The 22,431-nt window shown below is 71.6% G+C and carries 24 protein-coding genes and 1 tRNA gene; 6 read left to right on the forward strand and 19 right to left on the reverse strand.

Going from position 1 to position 22,431, the window contains the following annotated elements; translation table 11 throughout:
- Positions 1 to 104: 104 nt before the first annotated feature.
- The gene (locus AC07FA_RS12420; RefSeq protein WP_479075184.1) at positions 105 to 2,507 is read right to left on the reverse strand and encodes an MFS transporter; all 2,403 of its coding nucleotides are present in this window, start codon (positions 2,505 to 2,507) and stop codon (positions 105 to 107) included.
- Positions 2,508 to 2,608: 101 nt separating this feature from the next.
- Entirely contained in the window at positions 2,609 to 3,121 is a 513-nt protein-coding gene (locus AC07FA_RS12425; RefSeq protein WP_479075040.1) for a MarR family winged helix-turn-helix transcriptional regulator, read from the reverse strand.
- Positions 3,122 to 3,389: 268 nt separating this feature from the next.
- Here AC07FA_RS12425 and AC07FA_RS12430 point away from each other — a divergent pair, with 268 nt between their 5' ends.
- On the forward strand, positions 3,390 to 3,605 hold the full coding sequence (locus AC07FA_RS12430; protein WP_479075041.1) for a hypothetical protein: 216 nt from the start codon (positions 3,390 to 3,392) through the stop codon (positions 3,603 to 3,605).
- A gap of 25 nt (positions 3,606 to 3,630) precedes the next feature.
- Here the strand turns inward: AC07FA_RS12430 and AC07FA_RS12435 are convergent, their stop codons facing one another.
- From AC07FA_RS12435 to AC07FA_RS12475, 9 genes are all read right to left on the reverse strand, one after another.
- Positions 3,631 to 4,500, reverse strand: a complete 870-nt coding sequence (locus AC07FA_RS12435) for a hypothetical protein (RefSeq protein ID WP_479075042.1) — start codon at positions 4,498 to 4,500, stop codon at positions 3,631 to 3,633.
- Between the two features lie 56 nt (positions 4,501 to 4,556).
- Complete coding sequence (locus AC07FA_RS12440; RefSeq protein ID WP_328904863.1) at positions 4,557 to 5,423, reverse strand: RNA polymerase sigma factor SigF; 867 nt, start codon at positions 5,421 to 5,423, stop codon at positions 4,557 to 4,559.
- Positions 5,424 to 5,657: 234 nt separating this feature from the next.
- Positions 5,658 to 6,515, reverse strand: coding sequence for an RNA polymerase sigma factor SigF (locus tag AC07FA_RS12445; RefSeq protein WP_479075043.1), 858 nt, complete (start codon positions 6,513 to 6,515; stop codon positions 5,658 to 5,660).
- A 188-nt stretch (positions 6,516 to 6,703) separates the two neighbouring features.
- The gene (locus AC07FA_RS12450) at positions 6,704 to 6,997 is read right to left on the reverse strand and encodes a Dabb family protein (protein ID WP_479075044.1); all 294 of its coding nucleotides are present in this window, start codon (positions 6,995 to 6,997) and stop codon (positions 6,704 to 6,706) included.
- A gap of 9 nt (positions 6,998 to 7,006) precedes the next feature.
- On the reverse strand, positions 7,007 to 7,171 hold the full coding sequence (locus AC07FA_RS12455; RefSeq protein ID WP_453526768.1) for a hypothetical protein: 165 nt from the start codon (positions 7,169 to 7,171) through the stop codon (positions 7,007 to 7,009).
- A 427-nt stretch (positions 7,172 to 7,598) separates the two neighbouring features.
- Positions 7,599 to 7,683 (reverse strand) — tRNA-Ser (locus tag AC07FA_RS12460).
- Between the two features lie 45 nt (positions 7,684 to 7,728).
- The gene (gene tadA, locus AC07FA_RS12465; RefSeq protein WP_479075185.1) at positions 7,729 to 8,157 is read right to left on the reverse strand and encodes a tRNA adenosine(34) deaminase TadA; all 429 of its coding nucleotides are present in this window, start codon (positions 8,155 to 8,157) and stop codon (positions 7,729 to 7,731) included.
- 81 nt (positions 8,158 to 8,238) lie between these two features.
- Positions 8,239 to 8,811 (reverse strand): tRNA adenosine deaminase-associated protein, encoded by a 573-nt coding sequence (locus tag AC07FA_RS12470; protein ID WP_479075186.1) that lies wholly within the window; start codon positions 8,809 to 8,811, stop codon positions 8,239 to 8,241.
- 217 nt (positions 8,812 to 9,028) lie between these two features.
- Complete coding sequence (locus AC07FA_RS12475; protein WP_479075046.1) at positions 9,029 to 9,265, reverse strand: hypothetical protein; 237 nt, start codon at positions 9,263 to 9,265, stop codon at positions 9,029 to 9,031.
- Between the two features lie 103 nt (positions 9,266 to 9,368).
- Between AC07FA_RS12475 and upp the strand changes: the two genes are divergently transcribed.
- On the forward strand, positions 9,369 to 10,004 hold the full coding sequence (upp, locus tag AC07FA_RS12480) for a uracil phosphoribosyltransferase (RefSeq protein ID WP_479075048.1): 636 nt from the start codon (positions 9,369 to 9,371) through the stop codon (positions 10,002 to 10,004).
- 143 nt (positions 10,005 to 10,147) lie between these two features.
- On the opposite strand, the gene AC07FA_RS12485 is transcribed toward upp, so the two are convergent.
- From AC07FA_RS12485 to AC07FA_RS12500, 4 genes are all read right to left on the reverse strand, one after another.
- A complete protein-coding gene (locus AC07FA_RS12485; protein WP_479075187.1) occupies positions 10,148 to 10,744 on the reverse strand; it encodes a LytR C-terminal domain-containing protein in 597 nt (198 codons plus the stop codon).
- A 153-nt stretch (positions 10,745 to 10,897) separates the two neighbouring features.
- Positions 10,898 to 11,194, reverse strand: coding sequence for a type II toxin-antitoxin system VapB family antitoxin (locus AC07FA_RS12490; RefSeq protein ID WP_003955420.1), 297 nt, complete (start codon positions 11,192 to 11,194; stop codon positions 10,898 to 10,900).
- A 285-nt stretch (positions 11,195 to 11,479) separates the two neighbouring features.
- Entirely contained in the window at positions 11,480 to 13,003 is a 1,524-nt protein-coding gene (locus AC07FA_RS12495) for a M28 family metallopeptidase (RefSeq protein WP_479075050.1), read from the reverse strand.
- 128 nt (positions 13,004 to 13,131) lie between these two features.
- Positions 13,132 to 13,770 (reverse strand): HhH-GPD-type base excision DNA repair protein, encoded by a 639-nt coding sequence (locus AC07FA_RS12500; protein WP_479075052.1) that lies wholly within the window; start codon positions 13,768 to 13,770, stop codon positions 13,132 to 13,134.
- Positions 13,771 to 13,938: 168 nt separating this feature from the next.
- Between AC07FA_RS12500 and AC07FA_RS12505 the strand changes: the two genes are divergently transcribed.
- The gene (locus AC07FA_RS12505) at positions 13,939 to 14,922 is read left to right on the forward strand and encodes an aldo/keto reductase (protein WP_479075053.1); all 984 of its coding nucleotides are present in this window, start codon (positions 13,939 to 13,941) and stop codon (positions 14,920 to 14,922) included.
- A 34-nt stretch (positions 14,923 to 14,956) separates the two neighbouring features.
- Here AC07FA_RS12505 and AC07FA_RS12510 read toward each other — a convergent pair whose 3' ends face one another.
- A complete protein-coding gene (locus AC07FA_RS12510; RefSeq protein WP_479075055.1) occupies positions 14,957 to 16,189 on the reverse strand; it encodes an RNA polymerase sigma factor in 1,233 nt (410 codons plus the stop codon).
- 10 nt (positions 16,190 to 16,199) lie between these two features.
- Positions 16,200 to 16,607, reverse strand: a complete 408-nt coding sequence (locus AC07FA_RS12515) for a YciI family protein (RefSeq protein ID WP_479075057.1) — start codon at positions 16,605 to 16,607, stop codon at positions 16,200 to 16,202.
- A gap of 287 nt (positions 16,608 to 16,894) precedes the next feature.
- Between AC07FA_RS12515 and cbiE the strand changes: the two genes are divergently transcribed.
- Both cbiE and cobM read left to right on the forward strand, forming a co-directional pair.
- Entirely contained in the window at positions 16,895 to 18,109 is a 1,215-nt protein-coding gene (gene cbiE, locus AC07FA_RS12520) for a precorrin-6y C5,15-methyltransferase (decarboxylating) subunit CbiE (protein WP_479075058.1), read from the forward strand.
- Positions 18,106 to 18,855, forward strand: coding sequence for a precorrin-4 C(11)-methyltransferase (gene cobM, locus AC07FA_RS12525; RefSeq protein WP_479075059.1), 750 nt, complete (start codon positions 18,106 to 18,108; stop codon positions 18,853 to 18,855). The genes cbiE and cobM overlap by 4 nt, the downstream gene beginning before the upstream one ends.
- A 127-nt stretch (positions 18,856 to 18,982) precedes the next feature.
- On the opposite strand, the gene AC07FA_RS12530 is transcribed toward cobM, so the two are convergent.
- The gene (locus AC07FA_RS12530; RefSeq protein WP_479075060.1) at positions 18,983 to 20,101 is read right to left on the reverse strand and encodes a cobalt-precorrin-5B (C(1))-methyltransferase; all 1,119 of its coding nucleotides are present in this window, start codon (positions 20,099 to 20,101) and stop codon (positions 18,983 to 18,985) included.
- 14 nt (positions 20,102 to 20,115) lie between these two features.
- On the opposite strand from AC07FA_RS12530, the gene AC07FA_RS12535 reads away from it, so the two are divergent.
- Positions 20,116 to 20,877: a cobalt-precorrin-6A reductase gene (locus AC07FA_RS12535; RefSeq protein ID WP_479075061.1), complete on the forward strand. Its 762-nt coding sequence runs from the start codon at positions 20,116 to 20,118 to the stop codon at positions 20,875 to 20,877.
- Here the strand turns inward: AC07FA_RS12535 and AC07FA_RS12540 are convergent.
- Positions 20,874 to 22,430: a precorrin-2 C(20)-methyltransferase gene (locus AC07FA_RS12540; RefSeq protein ID WP_479075063.1), complete on the reverse strand. Its 1,557-nt coding sequence runs from the start codon at positions 22,428 to 22,430 to the stop codon at positions 20,874 to 20,876. The two genes, AC07FA_RS12535 and AC07FA_RS12540, sit on opposite strands and share 4 nt — an antisense overlap.
- Position 22,431 lies beyond the last annotated feature (1 nt).

The raw sequence follows: 22,431 nt of genomic DNA on the forward strand, positions 1-22,431 counted from the left end.
CCACGGGGCCCGTTTCCGCCGGCCCGGACAGCCTCTCCGCTCGAAGCGCTGTCCCGCCAGAGGTCTTTGTTACCCGAGTGACGTGAGTTACCCGAGTGACGTGGTTACTCGCCGGGGTGCGCGAGCTCGATGTCGTGGCCGTCGACCCCGTGACCGGCCACCGTCAGGGAGCCGGCCACCGGCGGATAGCCGGTCGCGATGACCGAGTACTCGCCCGCGTCCAGGTCGGTGAAGGCGTACGCCCCGTCCTCCCCGGTCGTCGCGGTGGCGACCACGTTGCCGGCCGCGTCGATCAGCGTGACGCGGGCGTCGGACAGCGGGGCCCGGGCGGACCCGGCCCGTACGACGCCCTGGACGAGCGCACCGGCCCGCAGAACCGCCTCGACCCGGGTGACGCCCTGGCCGCCGACCTCGACGGGCAGCGCCAGCGGGCGGAAGCCCGTGGCGTTCAGCGCGACGGTCACCGCGCCCGGGACCAGCTCACCGAAGGTGAACTCGCCCGCGGCGCCGGAAAGGCCGGTCGCCAGCACATCGCCGCGCACATCGGTCACGACGACCATGGCGCCCTCGACCGGGGCCCCGGTCTCCTCGGCCCGCACGGTCCCGGTGAGGCCGCTCGTACCGACGAGGAGGATGTCGTACGCCACCGGCTCGTCGCCGACGACCACGGTGGACGCCTGTGGCTGGAAGCCGTCGGCGGAGGCGATCAGGACGTACGAACCGGCGCCCGGCGCGTCCAGTACGTAGCCGCCGTCGGCCTGGGCGACGGAGCGCCCCAGCTGCCGGCCGGCCGGCGAGATCAGCGTGACGGCGGCCCGTGCGACCGGGACGCCCTCGGCGCCGCGCACCACACCGCGTACCGCCGTGCCGCGCACCGTTTCCACCGGCGCTTCGAGCGTGGCGACGGAGGTGACCCCGGCGACGCCCTCGGCGGTCTGCGCGGTCTCGGCGCCCTGGGACGCCTCCGCGGCCTCGGCGGTCTCGGGTGCGGCCGGGGTGTCGTTCCCGGCGTTCGTCTTCAGCGCGACCTCCTTGATGAAGATCGTCACGACGAAGGCGACGAGCGCGGCCGGAGCGGCGTACAGGAAGACGTCACCGACGCCGTGCCCGTACGCGGCCTCCACGACCGTACGGAACGCGACGGGCAGGGTGTCCAGGTCGGGGATGCCCCCGCCGCCGGTACCGCCGTGGCCCAGGGCCGCGCCCTCGGGACCGAGGTCGGCCAGGCCGTCCTTGACGTAGTGGGTGACACGGTTCGCCATGACGGCGCCCAGCGCCGAGACGCCGATCGCACCACCGAGCGAACGGAAGAACGTGACGACGGAGCTGGCCGAGCCGAGGTCGGCGGGAGCGACCTGGTTCTGCGTGGCGAGCACGAGGTTCTGCATCATCATGCCGATGCCGAGACCCATCACGAACATGTAGACCGCGATGTGCCAGTACTCCGTGTCGTACCGGATGGTGCCCAGCATGCCGAGCCCGGCCGTGACCAGGAAGCCGCCGCTGACCAGCCACGCCTTCCAGCGGCCGGTCTTGGTGATGACCTGGCCGGAGACGGTCGAGGAGAGGAAGAGCCCCGCGATCATGGGGATCGTCATGACGCCGGACATCGTCGGCGACTTGTCGCGCGCCAGCTGGAAGTACTGGCTGAAGAAGACGGTGCCCGCGAACATCGCGATACCGACGAACAGCGAGGCGACCGAGGCAAGCGTGATGGTGCGGTTGCGGAAGAGGCGGAGCGGGATGATCGGCTCGCTCGCCTTCGCCTCGACGAGCAGGAAGAGCCCGATGAGGACGACCGTGCCGCCGAGCATCGCGTACGTGGGTCCGGAGATCCAGTCGTACTTGTCGCCCGCGAAGGTCACCCAGAGCAGCAGGAGGGAGACGGCGGCGCTGATGAAGAAGGCACCGGCCCAGTCGACCTTGACCTCGCGCTTGACGACCGGGAGCTTCAGGGTCTTCTGAAGCACGACGAGCGCGATGATCGCGAACGGCACACCCACGTAGAAGCACCAGCGCCAGCCCATCCAGCTGGTGTCGGTGATGACACCGCCGAGCAGCGGGCCGCCGACGGTGGCGACGGCGAAGACCGCGCCGAGGTAGCCGCTGTAACGGCCGCGCTCGCGCGGGGCGATCATCGCGGCCATCACGATCTGCGCGAGGGCGGAGAGACCGCCGACGCCGATGCCCTGCACGACACGGCAGGCGATCAGCATGCCGCTGCTGGTGGAGAGACCGGCGACGACCGAGCCGGCGACGTAGATGACCAGCGCTATCTGGACCAGCAGCTTCTTGCTGAACAGGTCGGAGAGCTTGCCCCAGAGCGGGGTGGTGGCGGTCATGGCCAGCAGCGAGGCCGTCACGACCCAGGTGTAGGCGCTCTGGCCGCCGCCGAGGTCGGAAATGATCTCGGGCAGCGCGTTCGACACGACGGTCGACGACAGGATCGCGACGAACATGCCGAGCAGGAGCCCGGTCAGTGCTTCCATGATCTGCCGGTGTGTCATCGGCGTGCCGTCGGGAGCCGCTGAGCCCCCGTGCTTGGCGTGGCCGCCCCGCACACCGGTGGGTGTGGTCGTAGCCATTGAGTTCCTTCTCTTTGCATCTGTTACATCGGTGTACGGGTGTGCGCGTCCTCGGAATGCCGCGTGCGGCAGTCCCCGCTGTGCTTTCCGGGAAGGCACTCACCGGAGCCGCGACAGGCGAAGCTGTCACGCAGCCGGGACAGCAGGACGTTCAGCCGGCCGACGTCCTCGTCGGACCAGTCGATGAGTTTCTGGGCGAACATCTCGGTCGTCCGGTGGCTCAGCTCGTCGAGCTGCTCGCCTCCCGCGGGGGTCAGCCGCAGGATGCGGGACCGCTTGTCGGCGGGGTCCGGGGACCGTTCTATCCAGCCGCGTTCGGCCACGTGTGCGACATGACGGCTGGTCACCGACATGTCCACGGCCAGGAGCTCGGCCAGTCTGCTGATGCGCATCTCGCCGTGTTCCGCCAGGAGTGCCAGCACGGCGGCGGAGCCGGCGGGGCACTCGGGGGGAAGGGCCCGGGCGAGCCCGCGTTTGACGGCGCCGACCGCGCTGAGCTGCCGCGCCAGTTCCTGGTAGTGACTCCGAGCGGCCACGGGCCCTCCTGCCTTCTCGGTGCCAACTAATTGCTTAGGGCAACCATAGAAGCCGATGGTTGCTACAGGCAAACGAAAAGCGGCTTGCAGAAGTAAAGGAACCCAAAAGCCTGAGTAGGGTCCGGGTCAAACCCGCAGCGTGCGCCGGAGACGGCCGCCCGCCTGTGACTCGCGCCACCTGGAAGGGGCCGGGGAAAGCGGTGGACCGCCGGTCCCCGCGGCACCCGGGGGTTGGGCCGTAACGCCGAGTTCGCTAGGGTCCTGGCCCATGGCACACAACCCCCACGCCCCTCAGCAGGGCCCCGAGGGCACCAACGACCCGGCGGGCAGCACCCAGATGTTCCGCGCTTTCGTCGACGAGGGCGAACCGCAGCGCCGGCAGCAGCCGGCCGCGACCTCGTCCGGACCGAGGGCCGGGGTGATCGCGGCCGTCGTCGCCGTCGTCGTCGTCCTCGGCGCGGTCGCCTGGCTCGCGCTCGGCTGACCGCTCCTCCCTCACCCGGTGGGGGTCACTTCCAGGTGGCGGAGACGTCCTGGGTCTCTGTCCGCATGCCCAGGGGGACCCGCCAGGAGTCCACGCAGACGGTGTACGTCTTCTGCCGCACCGCTCCCGCGTCGATGGGCGCGGGCAGCGGCTGCGTCGACTCGACGGTCGCCCAGTCGACCCCGAGCGCGCCGATGATGTGCGTCTCGAACGTGACGGCGCCCGAACGGACCGGTGAGCCACCGGTGTTGCGGAACTCCACGGTCACCTTCTCGCACCAGCGCCGGTCCGCACCGGCCCGCACCGGGTCGCCGACCTGAAGCGCGGCGGGGGTGGCGGGTGCGCCGGGAGTGGGGCCGGCGGAGGGCGGCGGGACACTGCCCGTACCCCCGGAACCGCCGGTGCTGCCCGAGTCGCCGGAGCCTCCGGTGCTGCCGGGGGCCGTGCCGCCGGTGCCTCCCGTGGCCGCGGTGCCACCCGGGCTTCCCGCGCTTCCTGAGCTTCCCGAGACCGCCTCCGGTCCTCCGGAGTCGGCCCTTCCGCTGTCGGGGCCGGTGGTGCCGGTACGTTCCCCTGCTCCTGGTGCGTCGTTCCGTACGCCGGGCAGCTCACCGCCTCGCCGTTCGCCGGTGTTCGCCGCACCGTCACCGTCACCGTCCCCGCCGCGCTCCGCGCCCGACGTGTCCAGCGGAATCAGCGTGACCTTTCCCGAGGGCAGGCCCGCCGCCCCGGGGGTCTCGGCCGGACCCGTGCCCGCGGCCCCGACCGCCACACGGCCGCCGTCACCCGCACCGCCGCCGCAGGCGGCCACCGCGCCGCCCAGGCACAGCACGGCCGCCGAGGCGGCGATCGCGGTGCCCCGGCGGCCGGCCGAGCCGAACATCTGACGTCGCATCGCGCCAGTGTGGCTGACGGTCCGTCAATTCGGAACCCTCGCGCGGCAGCGCGGGGTCAGTCGGCGATGAGCCCTTCCCTGAGCTGCGCGAGCGTCCGGGTCAGCAGGCGCGAGACGTGCATCTGCGAGATGCCGACCTCCTCGCCGATCTGTGACTGCGTCATGTTGGCGAAGAAGCGCAGCATGATGATCTGCCGTTCGCGCGGGGCGAGTTTGGCCAGCAGCGGCTTCAGGGACTCGCGGTACTCGACGCCTTCCAGGGCGGTGTCCTCGTACCCCAGGCGGTCCGCGAGCGAGCCCTCTCCGCCGTCGTCCTCGGGCGAGGGGGAGTCCAGCGACGAGGCGGTGTACGCGTTACCGACGGCCAGGCCGTCGACCACGTCCTCCTCGGAGACCCCGAGCGCCTTGGCCAGCTCCGGCACGGTCGGCGAGCGGTCGAGCTTCTGGGCGAGCTCGTCGCTGGTCTTGGTGAGAGCGAGCCGCAGCTCCTGGAGCCGGCGCGGCACCCGCACCGACCACGAGGTGTCACGGAAGAAACGCTTGATCTCCCCGACCACGGTCGGCATCGCGAAGGTCGGGAACTCCACGCCCCGTTCGCAGTCGAAGCGGTCGATCGCCTTGATCAGGCCGATCGTGCCGACCTGGACGATGTCTTCCATGGGCTCGTTGCGGCTGCGGAACCGCGCCGCCGCGTACCGCACGAGCGGGAGGTTGAGCTCGATGAGCGTGTCCCGCACATACGCCCGCTCCGGGCTGTCCGTTCCGTCGGGGCCCGGTGCGGGGCCCAGTGCGGCGAGCCGCAGGAACAGGGAGCGGGACAGCGTGCGGGTGTCGATGGCTTCCGACGAGCTGGTGAGCACGGTAGGTGCCGGCACGCTCTTCGTGAGCGTGAGCACCTTCGAGCTGCCCTGTTCTGCGGACATGCCACCCCCTTGAGGTCGCGGACGGTCGCGGTGGCCGCGACCATCGGAGGAACGCAGCCTCCACCTGAATACCGGAGGGGAGGCTGCGGCAAACGCGCTTCCAGCAGAATGTCACATGTCGGCAACACGCTGTAGTGACATGTCGACAAGTCAGCGCCGCGTCTGTGCAGGAAACAGGGGGTGTGAGGCTTTTACGCCGTCCGGACCGGAGGAAGGACGGTCTACCCGATCCGGTTACGCCTCGATCCTATTTGCGGATCGAAGTCGCGCGAAACTTCTGGCCAGGAGTCTTGACACATGCATCTGGGAAACGCCCAGTTCCGCGCTGATCTGTGACTGCGTCAGATTGCTGTAGTAGCGCAGCAGCAGGATGCGCTGCTCGCGCTCGGGCAGCTGGACGAGCAGATGCCGTACGAGATCGCGGTGCTCGACCCCCGCGAGGGCCGGGTCCTCGTACCCGAGCCGGTCCAGGAGTCCTGGCAGCCCGTCACCTTCCTGTGCGGCCTCCAGCGAGGTCGCGTGGTACGAGCGGCCCGCCTCGATGCAGGCGAGGACCTCGTCCTCGGGGATCTTGAGCCGCTCGGCGATCTCTCCCGTGGTGGGGGAGCGGCCGTGAGCGGTCGTCAGGTCCTCGGTGGCGCCGGTGACCTGGACCCACAGCTCGTGGAGCCGCCTCGGCACGTGGACGGTCCGTACGTTGTCGCGGAAGTACCGCTTGATCTCGCCGACCACGGTGGGCATCGCGAAGGTGGGGAACTGGACGCCGCGTTCCGGATCGAAGCGGTCGATCGCGTTGATCAGGCCGATGGTGCCGACCTGGACGACGTCCTCCATCGGTTCGTTGCGGCTGCGGAAGCGGGCCGCGGCGTACCGGACGAGGGGCAGGTTCGCCTCGATCAGGGCCGCGCGGACCCTGCCGTGTTCCGGAGTGCCCGGCTCCAGGCCCTTGAGCCGGCCGAACAGCACGTGCGTGAGGGCCCTGGTGTCCGCGCTCCGGGTTCTGGCGGGCGTGGTGGGATCGGGCGTCTCGGTCTGGATGTCGTCGGTCTGGACGTTCTGGGGAGGCACTTGAGGCGCTGTACTGGCCGGCACGGTGACGCCACCCCTTTGCGGTCAACTACGGTCAACTCATCCGTCAAAAGCGGTCATAGCATCACAAGACATGTCCACTGTGTGCAAGCACCGTATATAGCCGTGTTGAGGGCAAGTTGGTTTAAACGCAAAGAAAAACCCCTCACCTGCGTGGTGAGGGGCCAGGCGGACCAAGGGTCCGTCACCGGTCAGAACGGGTAGTCGGCGATCACCCAGGTGGCGAATTCGCGCCACTGCCCGGCGGCGGCCTGATGGGCCGGATGCTCGATGTAGCGCTTCAGCGCGTCCTCGTCGACGACCGCCGAATTGATCGCGAAGTCGTACGCGATCGGCCGGTCGGTGATGTTCCAGGCGCACTCCCAGAACTCCAGCTCCGGAACCTGCCCCTCCAGCTCCTGGAAGGCCTTCACCCCGGCGACGACCCTCGGCTCGTCCCGCTCGACGCCGTCGTTCAGCTTGAACAGGACCAGGTGGCGGATCATCGGGTTCTCCTACTTGACGAGCTCGGACATGAAGTCGCCGACGCCCTGGGCGGCACTCGAAACGCCCTCGAACCCTACCTGGACCAGATCAGCGGCCCGGGCGGGGGACGTGATGATCGTGTACAGCACGAAGACCGAAACCACGTAGAGCACGATCTTCTTCGCTTGCACCACAGCCCCTGCCTCTCCCGTTCGCTCCCCTGCGCGGTCGGGCGATTCTATCCGCACGAATGGCCGTATCCCGAGGATGTTTCCGATCACGGATCGGGCACTGATGTGGTCTTTAAGGACCAAGGGCCCTGCCATCGGGGCCCTTCGTCCGGCCGTGCGGCTTTCGTGCGGAGGCAGGATGGACGACGAGCCCAGCGGACCCGACAGGAATCCGAGGGGCGAGGAACAGGGCCTCTCTGTGGGGTCCGTGCCGCGACCGTCCCCCCGGGCAGCGGCGAGGACCAGCAGGCCCTGTTCTCACCGGGGGAAGCGGCTTGTCCCCCCGATGCCGCTTCCCCCGACCACACCTTCCCCGGCCGTCCCGGGGGCGCTCACCCCACCTGGAACGCTCGAAGGGCCCGACGCATTGCGTCGGGCCCTTCGTGAAGAGCGGTAGCGGAGGGATTTGAACCCTCGGTGAGTCTCCCCACACTCGCTTTCGAGGCGAGCTCCTTCGGCCGCTCGGACACGCTACCGAGAGAGAGCTTAGACCATCTCGGGCCGTGATCAGAAATCAGATCTCAGAGCGCGCGGAAGAAGGCCGTCAGCTGGGCGGAGCAGGCCTCCTCCAGCACTCCGGCGACGACCTCGGGCCGGTGGTTCAGTCTGCGGTCCCGTACGACGTCCCAGAGCGAACCGGCGGCGCCGGCCTTCTCGTCGCGTGCCCCGTAGACCACCCGGCCGATCCGGGACTGCACGAGGGCGCCCGCGCACATCGTGCACGGTTCCAGGGTGACGACCAGGGTGCAGCCGGACAGCCGCCACTCGCCGAGCTCGGCGGCGGCCCGGCGGATGGCGAGCACCTCGGCGTGGGCGGTCGGGTCCCCGGTCGCCTCGCGTTCGTTGTGGCCCGTGGCGAGCAGCGAGCCGTCGGGGCCGAGGATCACGGCGCCGACCGGCACATCGCCGGTCAGCGCCGCCTGCGCGGCCTCGGCCAGGGCATGGCGCATGGGTGCCTGCCACGGGTCCCGTACCGGGTCGTGGAGAGGCGGTGAGGAGGGTGGGGGTGGTGGTGCGTTCACCCGCGGACCCTAACGGACGGACTCCATGACCTCGGCCGCTCCCAGCGCGTCCGTGATCTCCACCAGCGCGTCGGTGCGCAGGGTCAGCAGCTCCTTCTCCGAAAGGCCGAAGTCGGCGAGGAGCCCGAGGTCTCCGAGCGGCCCCGAGGGTACGGCGTCGAGGGGGGTGACGTCGTCGTCGACCGCCGGGTCCGCCCGGCCGTCCACGGCGTCGCCTTCGGACACTTCCGGTTCGCCGTCCTCCGTGCCGTCGAGGTCGACGAGCTCTTCCAGTGCGGCGATCTCGTCCTCGGCCCCGGGTTCGCGGCCGAGCAGTTCGTCGGTGAGCAGGATCTCCCCGTACGAGGAGCGGGCGGCGGCGGACGCGTCCGACACGTAGATACGGGGGTCCTCCTCACCGTCCACGCGGACGACGCCGAACCAGGCGTCCTCCTGCTCGATGTAGACCAGGACCGTGTCCTCGTCCACAGAGGCGTCCCGGGCCAGATCGGTCAGATCGGACAGGGTCTCCACATCGTCCAGCTCCGTGTCGCTCGCTTCCCACCCGTCTTCGGTGCGCGCGAGCAGTGCGGCGAAGTACACCGTGACTCTCCCACTTGTCATAGGTGAATCGGTCCGACGGGAGAGCAGCCGTTGTTCCGGCTGCTCTGTGCCCGCCCAATCGGCATCGTGGCAGAAACAGCGGCGGAGCGAGACGTCTTCGACCGTTGCGTCGGCCATCAGTTGCCGGAGTGCCTGCTCGGTGGCGGTACGCCCAGGCCGGTCCGCCGGCCCGTGGAACCGGCCCGTGAAGCGGTGGTCACCAGCGGAACGTACGCATCCGCATGGCCTGGCGCATCCGGACCGCACGGGCTCTGCGGGGCTGGACACGGTCGCGCAGTTGCTTGGCCTCGTGGAGCTCACGAAGGAACTGGGCACGGCGCCTGCGGCGCGCCGCCTCACTCTCCCGGGTGTCCGGCGCCTCCGGCGCGTCGTCCGGCGCGTCCCGGGGGACGCGCGCGGCACGCGCCCGCTTCGGCTGCTCACCCTCCGCCATCGACACATCACCCCAATGCTGGGTCCGTATGGCACCACCTTCCCTCCGAACAGGTGGTTGATGCCAGCGCAGGGTGCCGGGAGGCCCGGCTACTGTTGACGTCATGCGCATTCATGTCGTCGACCACCCGCTGGTGGCGCACAAACTCACCACGCTGCGCGACAAGCGCACCGACTCCCCTACCTTCCGGCGTCTCGCGGACGAGCTGGTCACCCTGCTCGCGTACGAGGCCACCAGGGATGTGCGCACCGAGCAGGTCGACATCGTGACCCCGGTGACGCCCACGACCGGGGTCAAGCTCTCGCACCCCCGGCCCCTCGTCGTACCGATCCTGCGTGCCGGTCTGGGCATGCTCGACGGCATGGTGCGGCTCCTGCCGACCGCCGAGGTCGGCTTCCTCGGCATGATCCGCAACGAGGAGACGCTCCAGGCGGAGACGTACGCGACGCGGATGCCCGAGGACCTCTCGGGCCGCCAGGTGTACGTGCTGGACCCCATGCTGGCCACCGGCGGCACGCTGGTCGCGGCCATCAGGGAGCTGATCAAGCGCGGTGCGGACGACGTCACCGCCGTCGTGCTGCTCGCGGCGCCCGAGGGCGTCGAGGTGATGGAGCGCGAGCTGGCCGGTACGCCGGTCACCGTGGTCACCGCCTCGGTCGACGAGCGGCTCAACGAGCACGGCTACATCGTGCCGGGGCTGGGCGACGCGGGCGACAGGATGTACGGCACGGCCGAGTAGGTTCCGGCCACGGCTGTTACGGGGCGGGCCCGCGGGCCCGCCCCGACGGCTGTCCGGAGCCTTGGCGGGACGCGACTCGGCAGGACGAGAGCGGGCCGCGACTCAGCAGGACGCGTCTTGGCGGGACCGGAGCGGGACGCGTCTCAGCAGGACGACGGGGACGGGGCCGGCTTCGTCAGGGCGGTCAGGGCGGTCGCGGCGGCCCGGGGCGTGTTCAACGCCTTGAACTTCGTACCGAGAATCAGGTCGACGTCCGCCGTCTTGCGGGCGTCCGTCTTCCGCGCGCTGCCCGGCAGCTGCGTGCCGAGCACCGGGAACGAGCCCTCCACGGCCGCCGGGGCGCCCAGGAGCATCCCGGTGCCGGGGACCTTCTTGTCGTACGCGGCGGGGGCGTTGCCCACCTTGCCGATCGTGAAGCCGCGCTTCTTCAGCTCGTCGGCGGCGGCCTTGGCGAGCCCGCTGCGCGGGGTCGCGTTGTAGACGTTCACCTTGATGCCGGCCGGCCGGGGCAGGGCCTTCGCGGGTCCCGTCGGCTTGGACGGGGCGCACTTCTTCTTGTGGTCGGCGGCGACGGCCTTCTTGTCGCCGCCGGTGAAGACGTCGATGAGCTGCAGCGTGCCCCAGCCGGCCAGGCCGAGGGCCACGACTGCGGCGACGGCGGCCAGGACCAGCCTGCGGCGGTGACGGGGGCGGCGCATCCGCGGGTACGCGTTGCCCGTGATGCGGTACTTTCCGCCCATGCCGGGGGGAGTGAGCATGCTCATGGGCGAAGCGTAGTGCGACCCAGTGATGATGCCTACTAAATGATCAATGGATTGCACCCACATGAGCCGGAATGCACTCGAAAGGCCCGAAGGGGGCCTCGGGTGGCGGCGCCGGGTGGCGGTGTCGGGTCAGCCGAGTTCGAGGACGCGGGCGTGCAGCACCTGGCGCTGCTGGAGTGCCGCGCGGACCGCGCGGTGCAGTCCGTCCTCCAGGTAGAGGTCGCCCTGCCACTTCACGACGTGCGCGAACAGGTCGCCGTAGAACGTGGAGTCCTCGGCGAGCAGGGTTTCGAGGTCCAGCTGGCCCTTGGTGGTGACGAGCTGGTCGAGGCGGACCGGACGCGGGGCGACATCCGCCCACTGTCGGGTGCTTTCCCGGCCGTGGTCGGGGTATGGCCGCCCATTTCCGATGCGCTTGAAGATCACACGGAAAGCCTACCGGGCAAGGGGCTCCGGGCGCAGCCGGGGAACGGGACTGTGATGCCGGCGGAAACCGGCAAAACCCCCGAAGGTGGAGCGCTCTGCCGTGGCGGACGCGGGGCGGGTTCGCCGGTGCCCCGCATCCGGTGCCGCCCCCGGTTCGGGTGCGCGCGGCAGGGCCGCGCCCACGCTGCGGCCGATTCCCCCGAAAGGAGGCGGGAGCGGCGCGCCGCGGGCGGGTGGTGCCCGCGCGCGGCGCGCCGTCGAGCGCTGACGCCCCGGAGTGCGGGACTACTCGGTGACGCCGTGCGCGTGGCCCTCGCGGAGACCGCCGCCGCTGCCGGGCTCGCCGGTCGTGGGGTCGGCCGGGACCGGACGGGTCAGCGAGCGCAGGTCGTAGGCGTAGGTGCCGACGGCGTTGGCGATCACGTCGATGTTGGTGTCGAAGAGCCCCATGTCGATGTTGTCGATGTCGTCGCAGGCCGCGTGGTAGCAGGGGTCGTACGCGATCCCGGCCGTGCCGCCGAACTTCTCCGCCTGGGCCGGCGTCTTGATGCCCTCGGCGCCGGTGTCCGTACCGCCGGACGGGATGCCGACCTCGATGAACGGGCCGTAGTCGGAGCGCCCGGTGAAGTCCGTGCCCTCGTGGGGCCGGCCCTTCCCGTCGAGGAAGTCGTTGATGTCGCGCTCCAGCTGGGCGGAGCCCTCGGGGCCGGGGCCCTCGCCCACTCCGTCGGAGTTGTTGCCGTCGAAGACGAACTGTCCGCCGTTGGGCGACGCGATCATGTCGAAGTTGAGGTAGAGCGCGATCTGCTCGCGCTGCTTCTCGGTGAGGGCGGCGACGTACGCCTCCGAGCCCAGGAGGCCGTTCTCCTCCGCCGACCACCAGGCGAAGCGCACCTTGTTGGCGGGGGTGCGGTGGGTCTTGGCGAGTTCCAGCGCGACTTCGAGGAGACCGGCCGAGCCGGAACCGTTGTCGTTGATGCCGGGGCCCTCGGTGACCGAGTCCAGGTGGGCGCCGAGCATCACGGTCTTCGCCGCGTCGCCGCCGCGGGTCTCCGCGACGACGTTGCGCGTGGTGCGCTCCTCCTGGAACTCACGGATCTCGAAGGCGACCGTCACCTCGCCCTTGGCGAGGTCGGCGGCGAGCTTCTCGCCCTCGGCCAGGGTGAGTCCGCCGGTGGGGATCTTCCCCGACTCGACGTCGCCGAGGGTGCCGGAGAGCACGCCCTCGACGTTGTTGTAGATGACCGCTCCGGCCGCTCCGGCGGTGGCCGCGGTGGCCTGCTTCTGGGCGAAGGAGCAGCCGCCGCGCTTGATCAGCGCGATCTTGCCGGTGAAGTTCGCCGAGGCGTAGTCCGCCGCCTCGCAGCCGGTGGTCGCGTCGAGGGGCACGGCGACCAGGGCCGCCTGCACGCCGCCGACCTTGGTGGACTTCGTGTACGTCATCGCCTTGATGGTGATGTCGCGCGGGGTGGGCGAGACGACCGCGAGCTTCTCGGCGAGGGTCTCGGTGTACATGAAGTCGAAGGATTCGTACCCGACGTCGTACCCGGCCTTGCGGAGCAGCTGGTAGACGTAGGCGGCGGAGGCGTCATGGCCCAGCGAGCCCGCCGCGCGGTGACCGTCCGCGGAGTCGGCTATCGCCTGGAACCGCTGGAGGTGCCGGTACGCGTCGTCCGCTGACGAGCTCTTCACCAGCTTCCGTGCCAGCTTGGCCGCGTCCTTCGCGGGGTCGTGCGAGGACTGCGCCTGGTGCGGGGACGCACCCAGGAGGAGCGGTGTGGCCAGTGCGGTGGCGGCCACAACAGCCATGGCTCTGCGACGAGTTGCGTGCACAGGAGTCCTTCCGGTGTGAACAGATGTGCAGGAAAGCTAGCGAGCGCAAGGGCATCTGGGAACAGTTGTGGCTGGTTGTGATCAGTTGTGTGGCGCGTTCGTGATCACTTCTTGGCGCTCGGCTTACCGGACGCGCCCGTGCCGGCCTCCTTCTTCGCGGCTGCCTTCGCCTCCTGCTTGTACGCGCGCACCTCGGCCAGCGATTCGGGACCGGTGATGTCGGCGACCGAGCGGTGCGAGCCGGCCTCGCCGTACGGGCCGGCCGCCTCCCGCCAGCCCGTGGGCCGTACACCGAACTGCTTGCCCAGCAGCGCCAGGAAGATCTGCGCCTTCTGGGTGCCGAATCCGGGCAGGGCGTTCAGCCGTTCCAGCAGCTCGGCCCCGGTCGCCGCGTTCGCCCATACGGCGCTCGCCTCGCCGTCGTACTCCGCCACGAGGTACTGGCACAGCTGCTGCACCCGCTTGGCCATGGAACCGGGGTACCGGTGCAGCGCGGGTTTCCCGGTGAAGAGCGCGGTGAAGGCGTCGGGGTCGTAGGCGGCGATGTCATGGGCGTCCAGATCGTCGCCCCCCATCCGCCGCGCCAGCGTGTACGGGCCGGTGAACGCCCACTCCATCGGCACCTGCTGGTCCAGCAGCATGCCGACGAGAGCGGCAAGCGCGCTGCGGCCGAGGAGCTCGTCCGCCTCGGGCTGCTGGGCGATCCGCAGGGTGACGGCCTTGCCTTCGTTGCTCTTGGTCATTCCTCGATGATCGCGAGAGCGGGGGCCGTCTGCGAGTCGGACTGCTGCCGATGGCTCCACGCGCCCGCCCCGCCCCCGGCGCTCCGTGACGGTTGACTTGGAGTGCACGCGAAGATCCAGACTCCCTCCCGGAGCCCGCGACCGGCGGGCGCAGGAGGGGGAACTCCCATGCGTTACCGCACGATCGGCACCACCCCGGAGACCCGGCGCGAGGTCAGCGTCCTGAGCCTGGGCGCCATGCTCTTCGGCACGGCCACCGACGAGGAGACGTCCTGCGCGATCCTCGACCGGTACGTCGAGGCGGGAGGCACCTTCGTCGACACCTCCAACGCCTACGCGTACTGGTTCGCCGACAGCCGCGGCGGCGAGAGCGAGAGCGTGATCGGCCGGTGGCGCCGCAGCCGTGGCGTCGGGGACGAGATCGTCGTCGCCACCAAGCTCGGCGCCAGCCCGCTCGCCGAGGGCACCGGCTACCTCGACAATCCCGAAGGGCTGTCGGCGGCGGCGATCCGGACCGCCGCGGAGCAGAGCCGGGAGCGTCTCGGTACGGCGAAGCTGGACCTGCTGTACGCACACATCGAGGACCCGACGGTCCCGCTCGAAGAGACCGTCGAGGCTCTCGCCGGCCTGGTCACGGAGGGCACGGCCGGCCTGCTGGGCGTGAGCAACCACAGTGCGTGGAAGGTCGAACGCGCCAGGAACATCGCCAAGGCGGCGGGACTGCCCGGGTACGAGGTCCTCCAGTACCACCACACGTACCTGCGGCAGCGCACCGATCTGCCGAGCCAGATCTCCGGCGGCAGCCAGGGTGTGGTGGGCGGGGACATGCTCAGCTACCTCCGCGCCGAACCGGAGCTCGCGATGGTCGCCTACTCGCCGCTGCTGGCGGGTGCCTACGTGCGCCCGGACAAGCCGCTGGGACCCGAGCACGACCACCCCGGTACGCCCGCGCGGCTGGCTGTGCTGGACGAGGTGGCGAAGGAGACCGGGGCCACCGTGAACCAGGTGGTGCTCTCGTGGCTGATCGGGGGCGAGGTGCCGATGATTCCGCTGGTCGGTGCGTCGTCGGTGGCGCAGCTCGACGAGAGCCTGGCCGCCGTGGAGCTGGAACTGACGCCGGAACAGCGCACGAAGCTGGACGCGACCGGCTGACGGTGTCGCCGACGGGTCCGGCCTCCCCGCGTCCTCAGGGCGCCAGCCTGGCCGCCCGCGTGCGCAGATAACGGACCTCGGGCTCGCTCAGGGTGCGGGCGGCGGCCCGCCCGTAGGCGGCGCGGGCCCCGTCCCGGTCCCCGGCCCTCTCCAGCAGGTGGGCGCGTACGGCATCCAGCCGGTGGTGACCCGCCAGCCGGTCCGCCAGGGCGTCGATCTCCGCGAGGCCGGCGCGGGGGCCGTGCACCATAGCGAAGGCGACCGCCCGGCCGAGCTCCGCCATGGGGTCGGCCGCGCGCCGCACGAGGACGTCGTACAGCGCGAGGATCTGCGGCCAGTCGGTGTCCTCGGCGCGCTCGGCCTCGTCGTGGAGTGCGGCGATCGCCGCCTGGATCTGATAGGCCCCGGCGGGCCCCTCGGACAGGGCCTCGGCCACCAGGGCGGTGCCCTCCGCGATCGCGTGTCGGTCCCAGCGGGTACGGTCCTGCTCGTCCAGCGGGATCAGTTCGCCGTGCGGTCCCGTGCGGGCCGCGCTGCGTGCCTCGGTGAGCAGCATGAGGGCCAGCAGGCCCGTCACCCGGCCCTCCCGGGGCAGCAGGCCGCGGACGGAACGGGTCAGCCGGATCGCCTCGCGGGCCAGGTCCGCACGGTGCAGATCGTGGCCCGAGGTCGCCGTATGCCCCTCGTTGAAGATCAGGTAGAGCACCTGGAGCACGACGGAGAGCCGCTGGTCACGGTCCTCGGGCACCGGCTGCCGGAAGGGCGTGCCCCGCACCTTCTGTTTCGCCCTGCTGATCCTCTGCGCCATGGTCGCCTCGGGCACCAGATGGGCGCGGGCGATCTCCGCCGTGGTCAGACCGCCCACCGCCCGCAGGGTCAGCGCCACCTGGGCGGCGGGGGACAGCGCGGGGTGGCAGCACAGGAAGAGCAGGGTGAGGGTGTCGTCCTCGGACGGGGCGCGGCTCTCACCGGGCGGCGGAGCGGTGAAGGCGTCCCGTGGGGTGAGCGCCGCCGCCGTCTCCTCGCGCCGGCGCCGCGCCGATTCGCTGCGGAGCTGGTCGGCCAGCCGGCGCGACGCGATCCTGATGAGCCAGCCGCGCGGGTTGTCCGGCAGCCCGTCGGCCGGCCACTGGCGGGCCGCCGCGAGCAGAGCTTCCTGTACGGCGTCCTCGGCCGCGTCGAAGTGTCCGTACCGCCGTACGAGCGCGCCGAGGACCTGCGGCGCGTGCCGGCGCAGCAGGTCCTCGATCCCGGTCGTACGGCTCACACGGCACCTTTCAGCACGGGCCCTCGTCGATCGGCCGGATCACCACCGGGTACACGGGCGCGCCCTCGGGCTGCGGGCAGCGCACGATGCGTGCGGCGATCTCGGTGACCCTCTCCAGGTTCTCGCAGTCGAGGACCCAGTACCCGGCGAGCAGTTCCTTCGTCTCGCCGTACGGACCGTCCGTGACCACTGTCCGCCCGTCCTCACCGACACCGACGAAGCGGGTCTTCGCGGGTTCGGCCAGGCCCTGGCCGTCCACGAACTCGCCGGACTCCGCGAGGTCGTCGTTGATCCCCTGCATGAAGGCGAACATCTCCTGCACGTCCTTCTCGCTCCAGGCCGGGCTCTGCGCGGACGCCTTGCCGCCCATCGCGTCGTAGTCGGCCTGCGAGCCCTGCACCATCACCAGGTACTTCATGATTCCTTCTCCTCGGTCGGGGCGCCGCCCCCCGTGGGCGGCTCTCACAGGGGACGTCGGAACCGGGGGCGGAATCTCGACACCGCGCGGAAGTCCTTCCGGAATCACCCTGCGGCGTCACTCCGCGCAATCACTTCGCCGCCGAGCGGCATCGGGTGCGGCCGGGGTGCCCGGCGGGGCCTGACAGTAGAGTTCGGCTGCGTCATTCCCCGAACACCGAGGTACCGGCCTTGACTTCCGCACCCGCCATACCGTCCATACCATCCGCCCCTGAGCCTTCGCGTGCCGTGAGCGTCGTGGGCATCGGTGCCGACGGATGGGCGGGCCTGCCGGACGCCTCACGTGCGGCGCTCCTCGCGGCCGACGTCGTGATCGGCGGCGAGCGTCAGCTCGCGCTGCTGCCGGCGTCCTGCGCCGGGCAGCGCGTGCCGTGGCCCTCGCCGCTCAGGCCCGCCGTCCCGGGGCTGCTCGCCGAGCACGCGGGACGCGCTGTCGCCGTGCTGGCCAGCGGTGACCCCATGTTCTACGGCATCGGCCGCACCCTCACCGAAGAGCTGGGGGCGGGTGCGCTGCACGTCCTGCCCCACCCGTCCTCGGTCTCCCACGCCTGCGCCCGGCTCGGCTGGCCGCTGGAGGAGACCGAGGTCGTCACGCTGGTCGGCCGCCCCGCGGCCCGGCTGGCCGCCGCACTGCACGAGGGGCGCCGACTGCTCGTCCTGAGCGCCGGCGCCGCCACCCCCGCCGCGGTGGCCGCCCTGCTGTGCGAGCAGGGATTCGGGCCGAGCCGGATGCGGGTCCTCGAACAGCTCGGCGGCGAGAGGGAAACCTGTGCGGAGGGGGTCGCCGAGACGTGGGCGCGGCCGGCGGGCGATGCGCTGAACGTTGTTGCGGTGGAGTGCGTGCGCGCACCGGGCGCCCTGCGGCTCGGCGCCGTACCGGGGCTGCCCGACGAGGCGTACGAACACGACGGCCAGCTCACCAAGCGGCATGTGCGGGCCGCGACGCTCGGCGCGCTCGCGCCCGCCCCCGGTGAACTCCTCTGGGACATCGGCGGCGGCTCGGGATCGATCGCCGTCGAGTGGATGCGGACCGCGCCGTCCTGCCGGGCGATCAGCGTGGAACGCGACCCGGAGCGGGCCCTGCGCATCGCGCGCAACGCGGACCGGCTCGGGGTCCCCGGTCTGCGGGTCGTCAGCGGCCGGGCGCCGGACGCCCTCGCCGGACTTCCCGCGCCCGACGCCGTGTTCATCGGCGGCGGGCTCACCGTTCCCGGCCTGCTCGACGCCTGCTGGGACGTACTGCCTGCCGGTGGCCGGCTGGTCGCCAACACGGTCACCCTGGAGTCGGAGGCGCTGCTCGCCGAGCGGTACCGGGTGCACGGCGGCGAGTTGGTACGCCTGGCGGTGGCCCATGCCGTTCCGGTCGGCGGCTTCACCGGCTGGCGCCAGGCCATGCCCGTAACCCAGTGGTCCGTACGCAAACACTCAGGAGACAACAGATGACCGTGTACTTCATCGGCGCGGGCCCCGGTGCGGCCGACCTGATCACGGTGCGTGGCGCCCGTATCCTCGCCGCGAGCCCCGTCTGCCTGTACGCGGGCAGTCTCGTGCCGCGCGAACTGCTCGACGACTGCCCGCCGGACGCGCGGCTGGTGGACACCGCGCAGCTCGACATCGAGCAGATCACGGCGGAGCTGATACGGGCGCACACGGCGGGGCACGACGTGGCGCGGCTGCACTCGGGCGACCCGTCGGTGTTCAGCGCGGTCAACGAGCAGATGCGGCGGCTGGACGAGGCGGACGTGCCGTACGAGGTGGTGCCGGGGGTGCCGGCGTTCGCGGCGGCGGCGGCCGCGCTGAAGCGGGAACTGACCGTGCCGACGGTCGGTCAGACCGTGATCCTCACGCGGATCGCGCAGCGGGCGACCGCGATGCCGGAGGGCGAGGACCTGGCGACGCTCGGCCGCAGCGGTGCGCTGATCGTGCTGCATCTGGCGGCGCGGTACGTGGACCGGGTGGTCGAGGAACTGCTGCCGCACTACGGGGCCGACTGCCCGGCGGCCGTGGTGGCGATGGCCTCGCGGCCCGACGAGCTGATTCTGCGGGGGTCGCTGGACTCGATCGCGGACCAGGTGAAGGCGGCGGGGGTGATCCGGACGGCGGTGATCATGGTGGGCCGGACGTTGGGGGCGGAGCAGTTCCGGGACAGCCACCTGTACTCGCCGGAACGTGACCGGCACGTGTGCTGACGCCTGGGGGCCGAGGTGTGGTGGGCCCGGTCCGGATTCCGGGGCCCGTCCTCACACGCGGGACGGGCTCGGAGGCGCCGGATCGGGCTCGGGGTGCCGGACCTGGCTCGGGGTGGTGGTCCCGTGGTTACCGCACCGCACTGCGGCCCACCACCGCCCCCGCACGGTCGATGCAGATGACGTCCACCGCCACCGGCGCCCCCCGCAGCACCGACAGCGCCTGGTCGCGCGCGGCCACCGCCACCAGGTCGCCCAGCGGGACCCCCGCCGCAGCGCACAGCTGGAGCGCCGCGAGACCCGTGTTCGCGGTGGCGATCCGCTCCGCCAGGGCCTCGTCCGCGCCGCCCGTCCGCGCCAGCTCCGCGAGGAACGGTTTGTCGACCTGGGAGCGGGCCGAGTGCAGGTCGAGATGGCCCGCCGCCAGCTTCGACAGCTTCGCGAACCCGCCGCACACCGTGAGCCGGTCCACCGGGTGCCTGCGTACGTACTTCAGCACCGCACCCGCGAAGTCCCCCATGTCCAGCAGGGCGATCTCCGGCAGCCCGTACTCGGCCACCACCGTCTTCTCCGAGGTTGAGCCGGTGCACCCCGCCACATGCGTGTGGCCTGCGGCCCGGGCCACGTCCACCCCTCGGCGGATCGAGTCGATCCAGGCCGAGCAGGAGTAGGGCACCACGACACCCGTCGTACCGAGGATCGACAGACCCCCCAGGATGCCGAGGCGCGGATTCCATGTGGAGCGGGCGATCTCCTCGCCGTGGTCGACGGAGACGGTGATCTCCACGTCCCCGGAGCCGCCGTGCTCCGCCGCCACCCGCGCCATGTGCTCACTCATCATCTGCCGGGGCACGGGGTTGACCGCCGGCTCCCCGACATCGAGCGGCAGCCCGGGCAGCGTCACCGTGCCCACGCCGGGACCGGCCCGGAACACCACCCCCGAGCCCGGCTCCGAGCGGCGCACGGTCGCCCGTACCAGCGCCCCGTGCGTCACGTCCGGGTCGTCGCCCGCGTCCTTGACCACCCCGGCCATGGCCCGGTCGGCGGACAGCTCCTCCACCGCCAGGGCGAAGGACGGCGTCTGTCCCCGGGGCAGTGTGATCGTCACCGGATCGGGGAAGTCGCCGGTCAGCAGCGCCGTGTACGCGGCCGTGGCCGCGGCGGTCGCGCAGGCGCCGGTGGTCCACCCGGGCCGCAGGCCGGTGTGTTTGAGTTGGGCGCTGCGCCCGCCCTTCGCCTCACTGCTCATGGATGGACCATCCGATGCGTCTGCATGTACTCGTGCTCGGCGGCACGACGGAAGCCCGGCGGCTCGCCGGGTCGCTGGTGGACACCCTGCCCGCAGGAACGCGGGTGACCAGTTCGCTCGCGGGCCGCGTGGCCCGTCCCGCGCTCCCGCCCGGGGAGGTGCGGATCGGCGGCTTCGGCGGAGCCGGGGGGCTGGCCGAGTGGCTGCGTGCGCACCGCGTGGATGCCCTCATCGACGCCACCCATCCTTTCGCCGAGACGATCAGTTTCAACGCGGCTGCGGCCGCCGCCTCAGCCCATGTTCCCCTGCTGGCACTGCGCCGCCCAGGGTGGGTGCCCGTGGAGGGCGACCGCTGGCACCCGGCCGGCTCCCTGACCGCCGCCGCCGGGCTGCTGCCCGCGCTGGGCAGGCGCGTCTTCCTCACGACGGGGCGGATGGGACTGGCCGCGTTCGCGGGGCTGGACGAGCCGTGGTTCCTGATGCGTTCGGTGGACGCCCCTGACGCGCCGTACCCGGCGCGCATGGAGGTCCTGCTCGACCGGGGCCCGTTCACCCTCGACGGGGAACGGGACCTGATACGCCGCCACCGCATCGACGTCCTCGTCACCAAGGACAGCGGCGGCGACGCGACCGCCCCCAAGCTCACCGCCGCCCGGGAGGCCGGGATCCCGGTGATCGTGGTCGGCCGGCCGCCGGTACCCGAAGGGGTCCCGGTGGCCGGCACACCCGAGGAGGCCGTGGCCTGGCTGCGGGAGACGGTGACGGACGCTCCCTAGGCCGTGCCGGACCCGTCCTGGGCCTCCGGATACCGGCGCGGCGTCCAGACGATCTCCTGGCCGCCGCCCCGCCGCACCCACTGGGTCTGCGAGGACCCGACGATGAGGATCGTCCGCATGTCGACCTCGTCCGGGTCGAGATCGGCCAGCCGTACCGTACGCACGCTCTCCGCGGGCCCGCCGACATCGCGGCCCAGCACCACGGGGGTGTCCGGGGAGCGGTGCTCCAGCAGCAGGTCGCGGGCCTTGCCCACCTGCCAGGTCCGGCTGCGCGAGCCGGGGTTGTACAGCGCCATCACCAGGTCCGCCGAGGCCGCCGCGCGCAGCCGCTCGGCGATGACCTCCCACGGCTTGAGGCGGTCGGACAGCGAGATGGTGGCGTAGTCGTGGCCGAGCGGGGCGCCCGCGCGGGCGGCGGCGGCGTTGGCCGCGGTCACGCCCGGAAGCACCCGTACCGCGATGTCCTTGTACAGGTCCTGCGACGCCACCTCCAGCACCGCCGTCGCCATCGCGAAGACCCCCGGGTCACCGCCCGACACCACGACCACGCGCCGGCCGCGCCCGGCCAGGTCGAGGGCGAACTCGGCGCGCTCGGACTCGACCTTGTTGTCGGAGCCGTGGCGCGACTGGCCCGGCCGGACCGGAACCCGGTCCAGGTACGTCGTGTAACCGACCACGTCGTCGGCGGCGGCCAGCGCCCCGCGCGTCTCGGGCGTCAGCCACAGCGGACCCGCGGGCCCGGTGCCGACGACGACGACCTCGCCGGAGCCGGGCGGGCGCTCGGGGCGCGGCGCGTCGATCCGGCTCGGCAGTACCGCGACCGCGAAGTACGGCACCGAATCGGCGTCGGTGTCCGCGAGGTCGCCGGTGCGTTCCCCGGCCATCGTCGCCCGCTCGACGTACCGTGCCTCGGGCAGCCGCCCGGAAGCCTCGAAGGCGCGGCGCACGGCGGGGAACGTACGGCCCAGCTTCATCACCACCGCGGAGTCGGTGGCCGCGAGACGTGCCGTCAGCTCCTCCTCGGGCAGGGTCCCCGGCAGGATCGTCAGCACCTCCTCGCCCTCGACGAGCGGGGTGCCGAGGCGGGCCGCGGCGGCGCTGACGGAGGTGACACCGGGGATGACCTCGGTGTCGTAACGGTCCGCGAGCCGCTTGTGCATGTGCATGTACGAGCCGTAGAACAGCGGGTCGCCCTCGGCCAGCACGGCGACGGTGAGCCCGGCGTCGAGATGCACCGCGAGGCGGGCCGCAGCCTCGGTGTAGAACTCCTCCAACGCACCCCGGTAGCCGCCCGGGTGGTCCGTGGTCTCCGTGGTGACGGGGTAGACCAGCGCCTCTTCGATGTGGTCGGCACGGAGGTGCTCGGCCGCGATGGAACGGGCGATGGAGCGGCCGTGCCGGGCGCTGTGGTACGCCACGACGTCGGCCTCGGCGATGACCTGGACGGCCCGTACGGTCATCAGGGACGGGTCGCCCGGGCCGAGGCCCACGCCGTACAGCCGGCCGGTGGACCGGGGGCCGCGCGTGCTGTCCGTGCTCTGCTGGGTGGTCACG

Source organism: Streptomyces sp. NPDC045968, assembly GCF_056430475.1.

What these genes read in the sequence shown, in the direction of transcription:
- AC07FA_RS12430 (WP_479075041.1), top strand. Translation starts at nt 3,390, where the DNA reads ATGGCACACAACCCCCACGCCCCTCAGCAGGGCCCCGAGGGCACCAAC.
- AC07FA_RS12515 (WP_479075057.1), bottom strand. Translation starts at nt 16,607, where the DNA reads ATGAAGTACCTGGTGATGGTGCAGGGCTCGCAGGCCGACTACGACGCG.
- AC07FA_RS12420 (WP_479075184.1), bottom strand. Translation starts at nt 2,507, where the DNA reads ATGACACACCGGCAGATCATGGAAGCACTGACCGGGCTCCTGCTCGGC.
- AC07FA_RS12450 (WP_479075044.1), bottom strand. Translation starts at nt 6,997, where the DNA reads ATGATCCGCCACCTGGTCCTGTTCAAGCTGAACGACGGCGTCGAGCGG.
- tadA (WP_479075185.1), bottom strand. Translation starts at nt 8,157, where the DNA reads ATGCGCCATGCCCTGGCCGAGGCCGCGCAGGCGGCGCTGACCGGCGAT.
- AC07FA_RS12435 (WP_479075042.1), bottom strand. Translation starts at nt 4,500, where the DNA reads ATGCGACGTCAGATGTTCGGCTCGGCCGGCCGCCGGGGCACCGCGATC.
- cobM (WP_479075059.1), top strand. Translation starts at nt 18,106, where the DNA reads ATGACCGTGTACTTCATCGGCGCGGGCCCCGGTGCGGCCGACCTGATC.
- AC07FA_RS12535 (WP_479075061.1), top strand. Translation starts at nt 20,116, where the DNA reads ATGCGTCTGCATGTACTCGTGCTCGGCGGCACGACGGAAGCCCGGCGG.
- AC07FA_RS12475 (WP_479075046.1), bottom strand. Translation starts at nt 9,265, where the DNA reads ATGGCGGAGGGTGAGCAGCCGAAGCGGGCGCGTGCCGCGCGCGTCCCC.
- upp (WP_479075048.1), top strand. Translation starts at nt 9,369, where the DNA reads ATGCGCATTCATGTCGTCGACCACCCGCTGGTGGCGCACAAACTCACC.
- AC07FA_RS12485 (WP_479075187.1), bottom strand. Translation starts at nt 10,744, where the DNA reads ATGGGCGGAAAGTACCGCATCACGGGCAACGCGTACCCGCGGATGCGC.
- AC07FA_RS12500 (WP_479075052.1), bottom strand. Translation starts at nt 13,770, where the DNA reads ATGACCAAGAGCAACGAAGGCAAGGCCGTCACCCTGCGGATCGCCCAG.
- AC07FA_RS12495 (WP_479075050.1), bottom strand. Translation starts at nt 13,003, where the DNA reads ATGGCTGTTGTGGCCGCCACCGCACTGGCCACACCGCTCCTCCTGGGT.
- AC07FA_RS12440 (WP_328904863.1), bottom strand. Translation starts at nt 5,423, where the DNA reads ATGTCCGCAGAACAGGGCAGCTCGAAGGTGCTCACGCTCACGAAGAGC.
- AC07FA_RS12530 (WP_479075060.1), bottom strand. Translation starts at nt 20,101, where the DNA reads ATGAGCAGTGAGGCGAAGGGCGGGCGCAGCGCCCAACTCAAACACACC.
- AC07FA_RS12505 (WP_479075053.1), top strand. Translation starts at nt 13,939, where the DNA reads ATGCGTTACCGCACGATCGGCACCACCCCGGAGACCCGGCGCGAGGTC.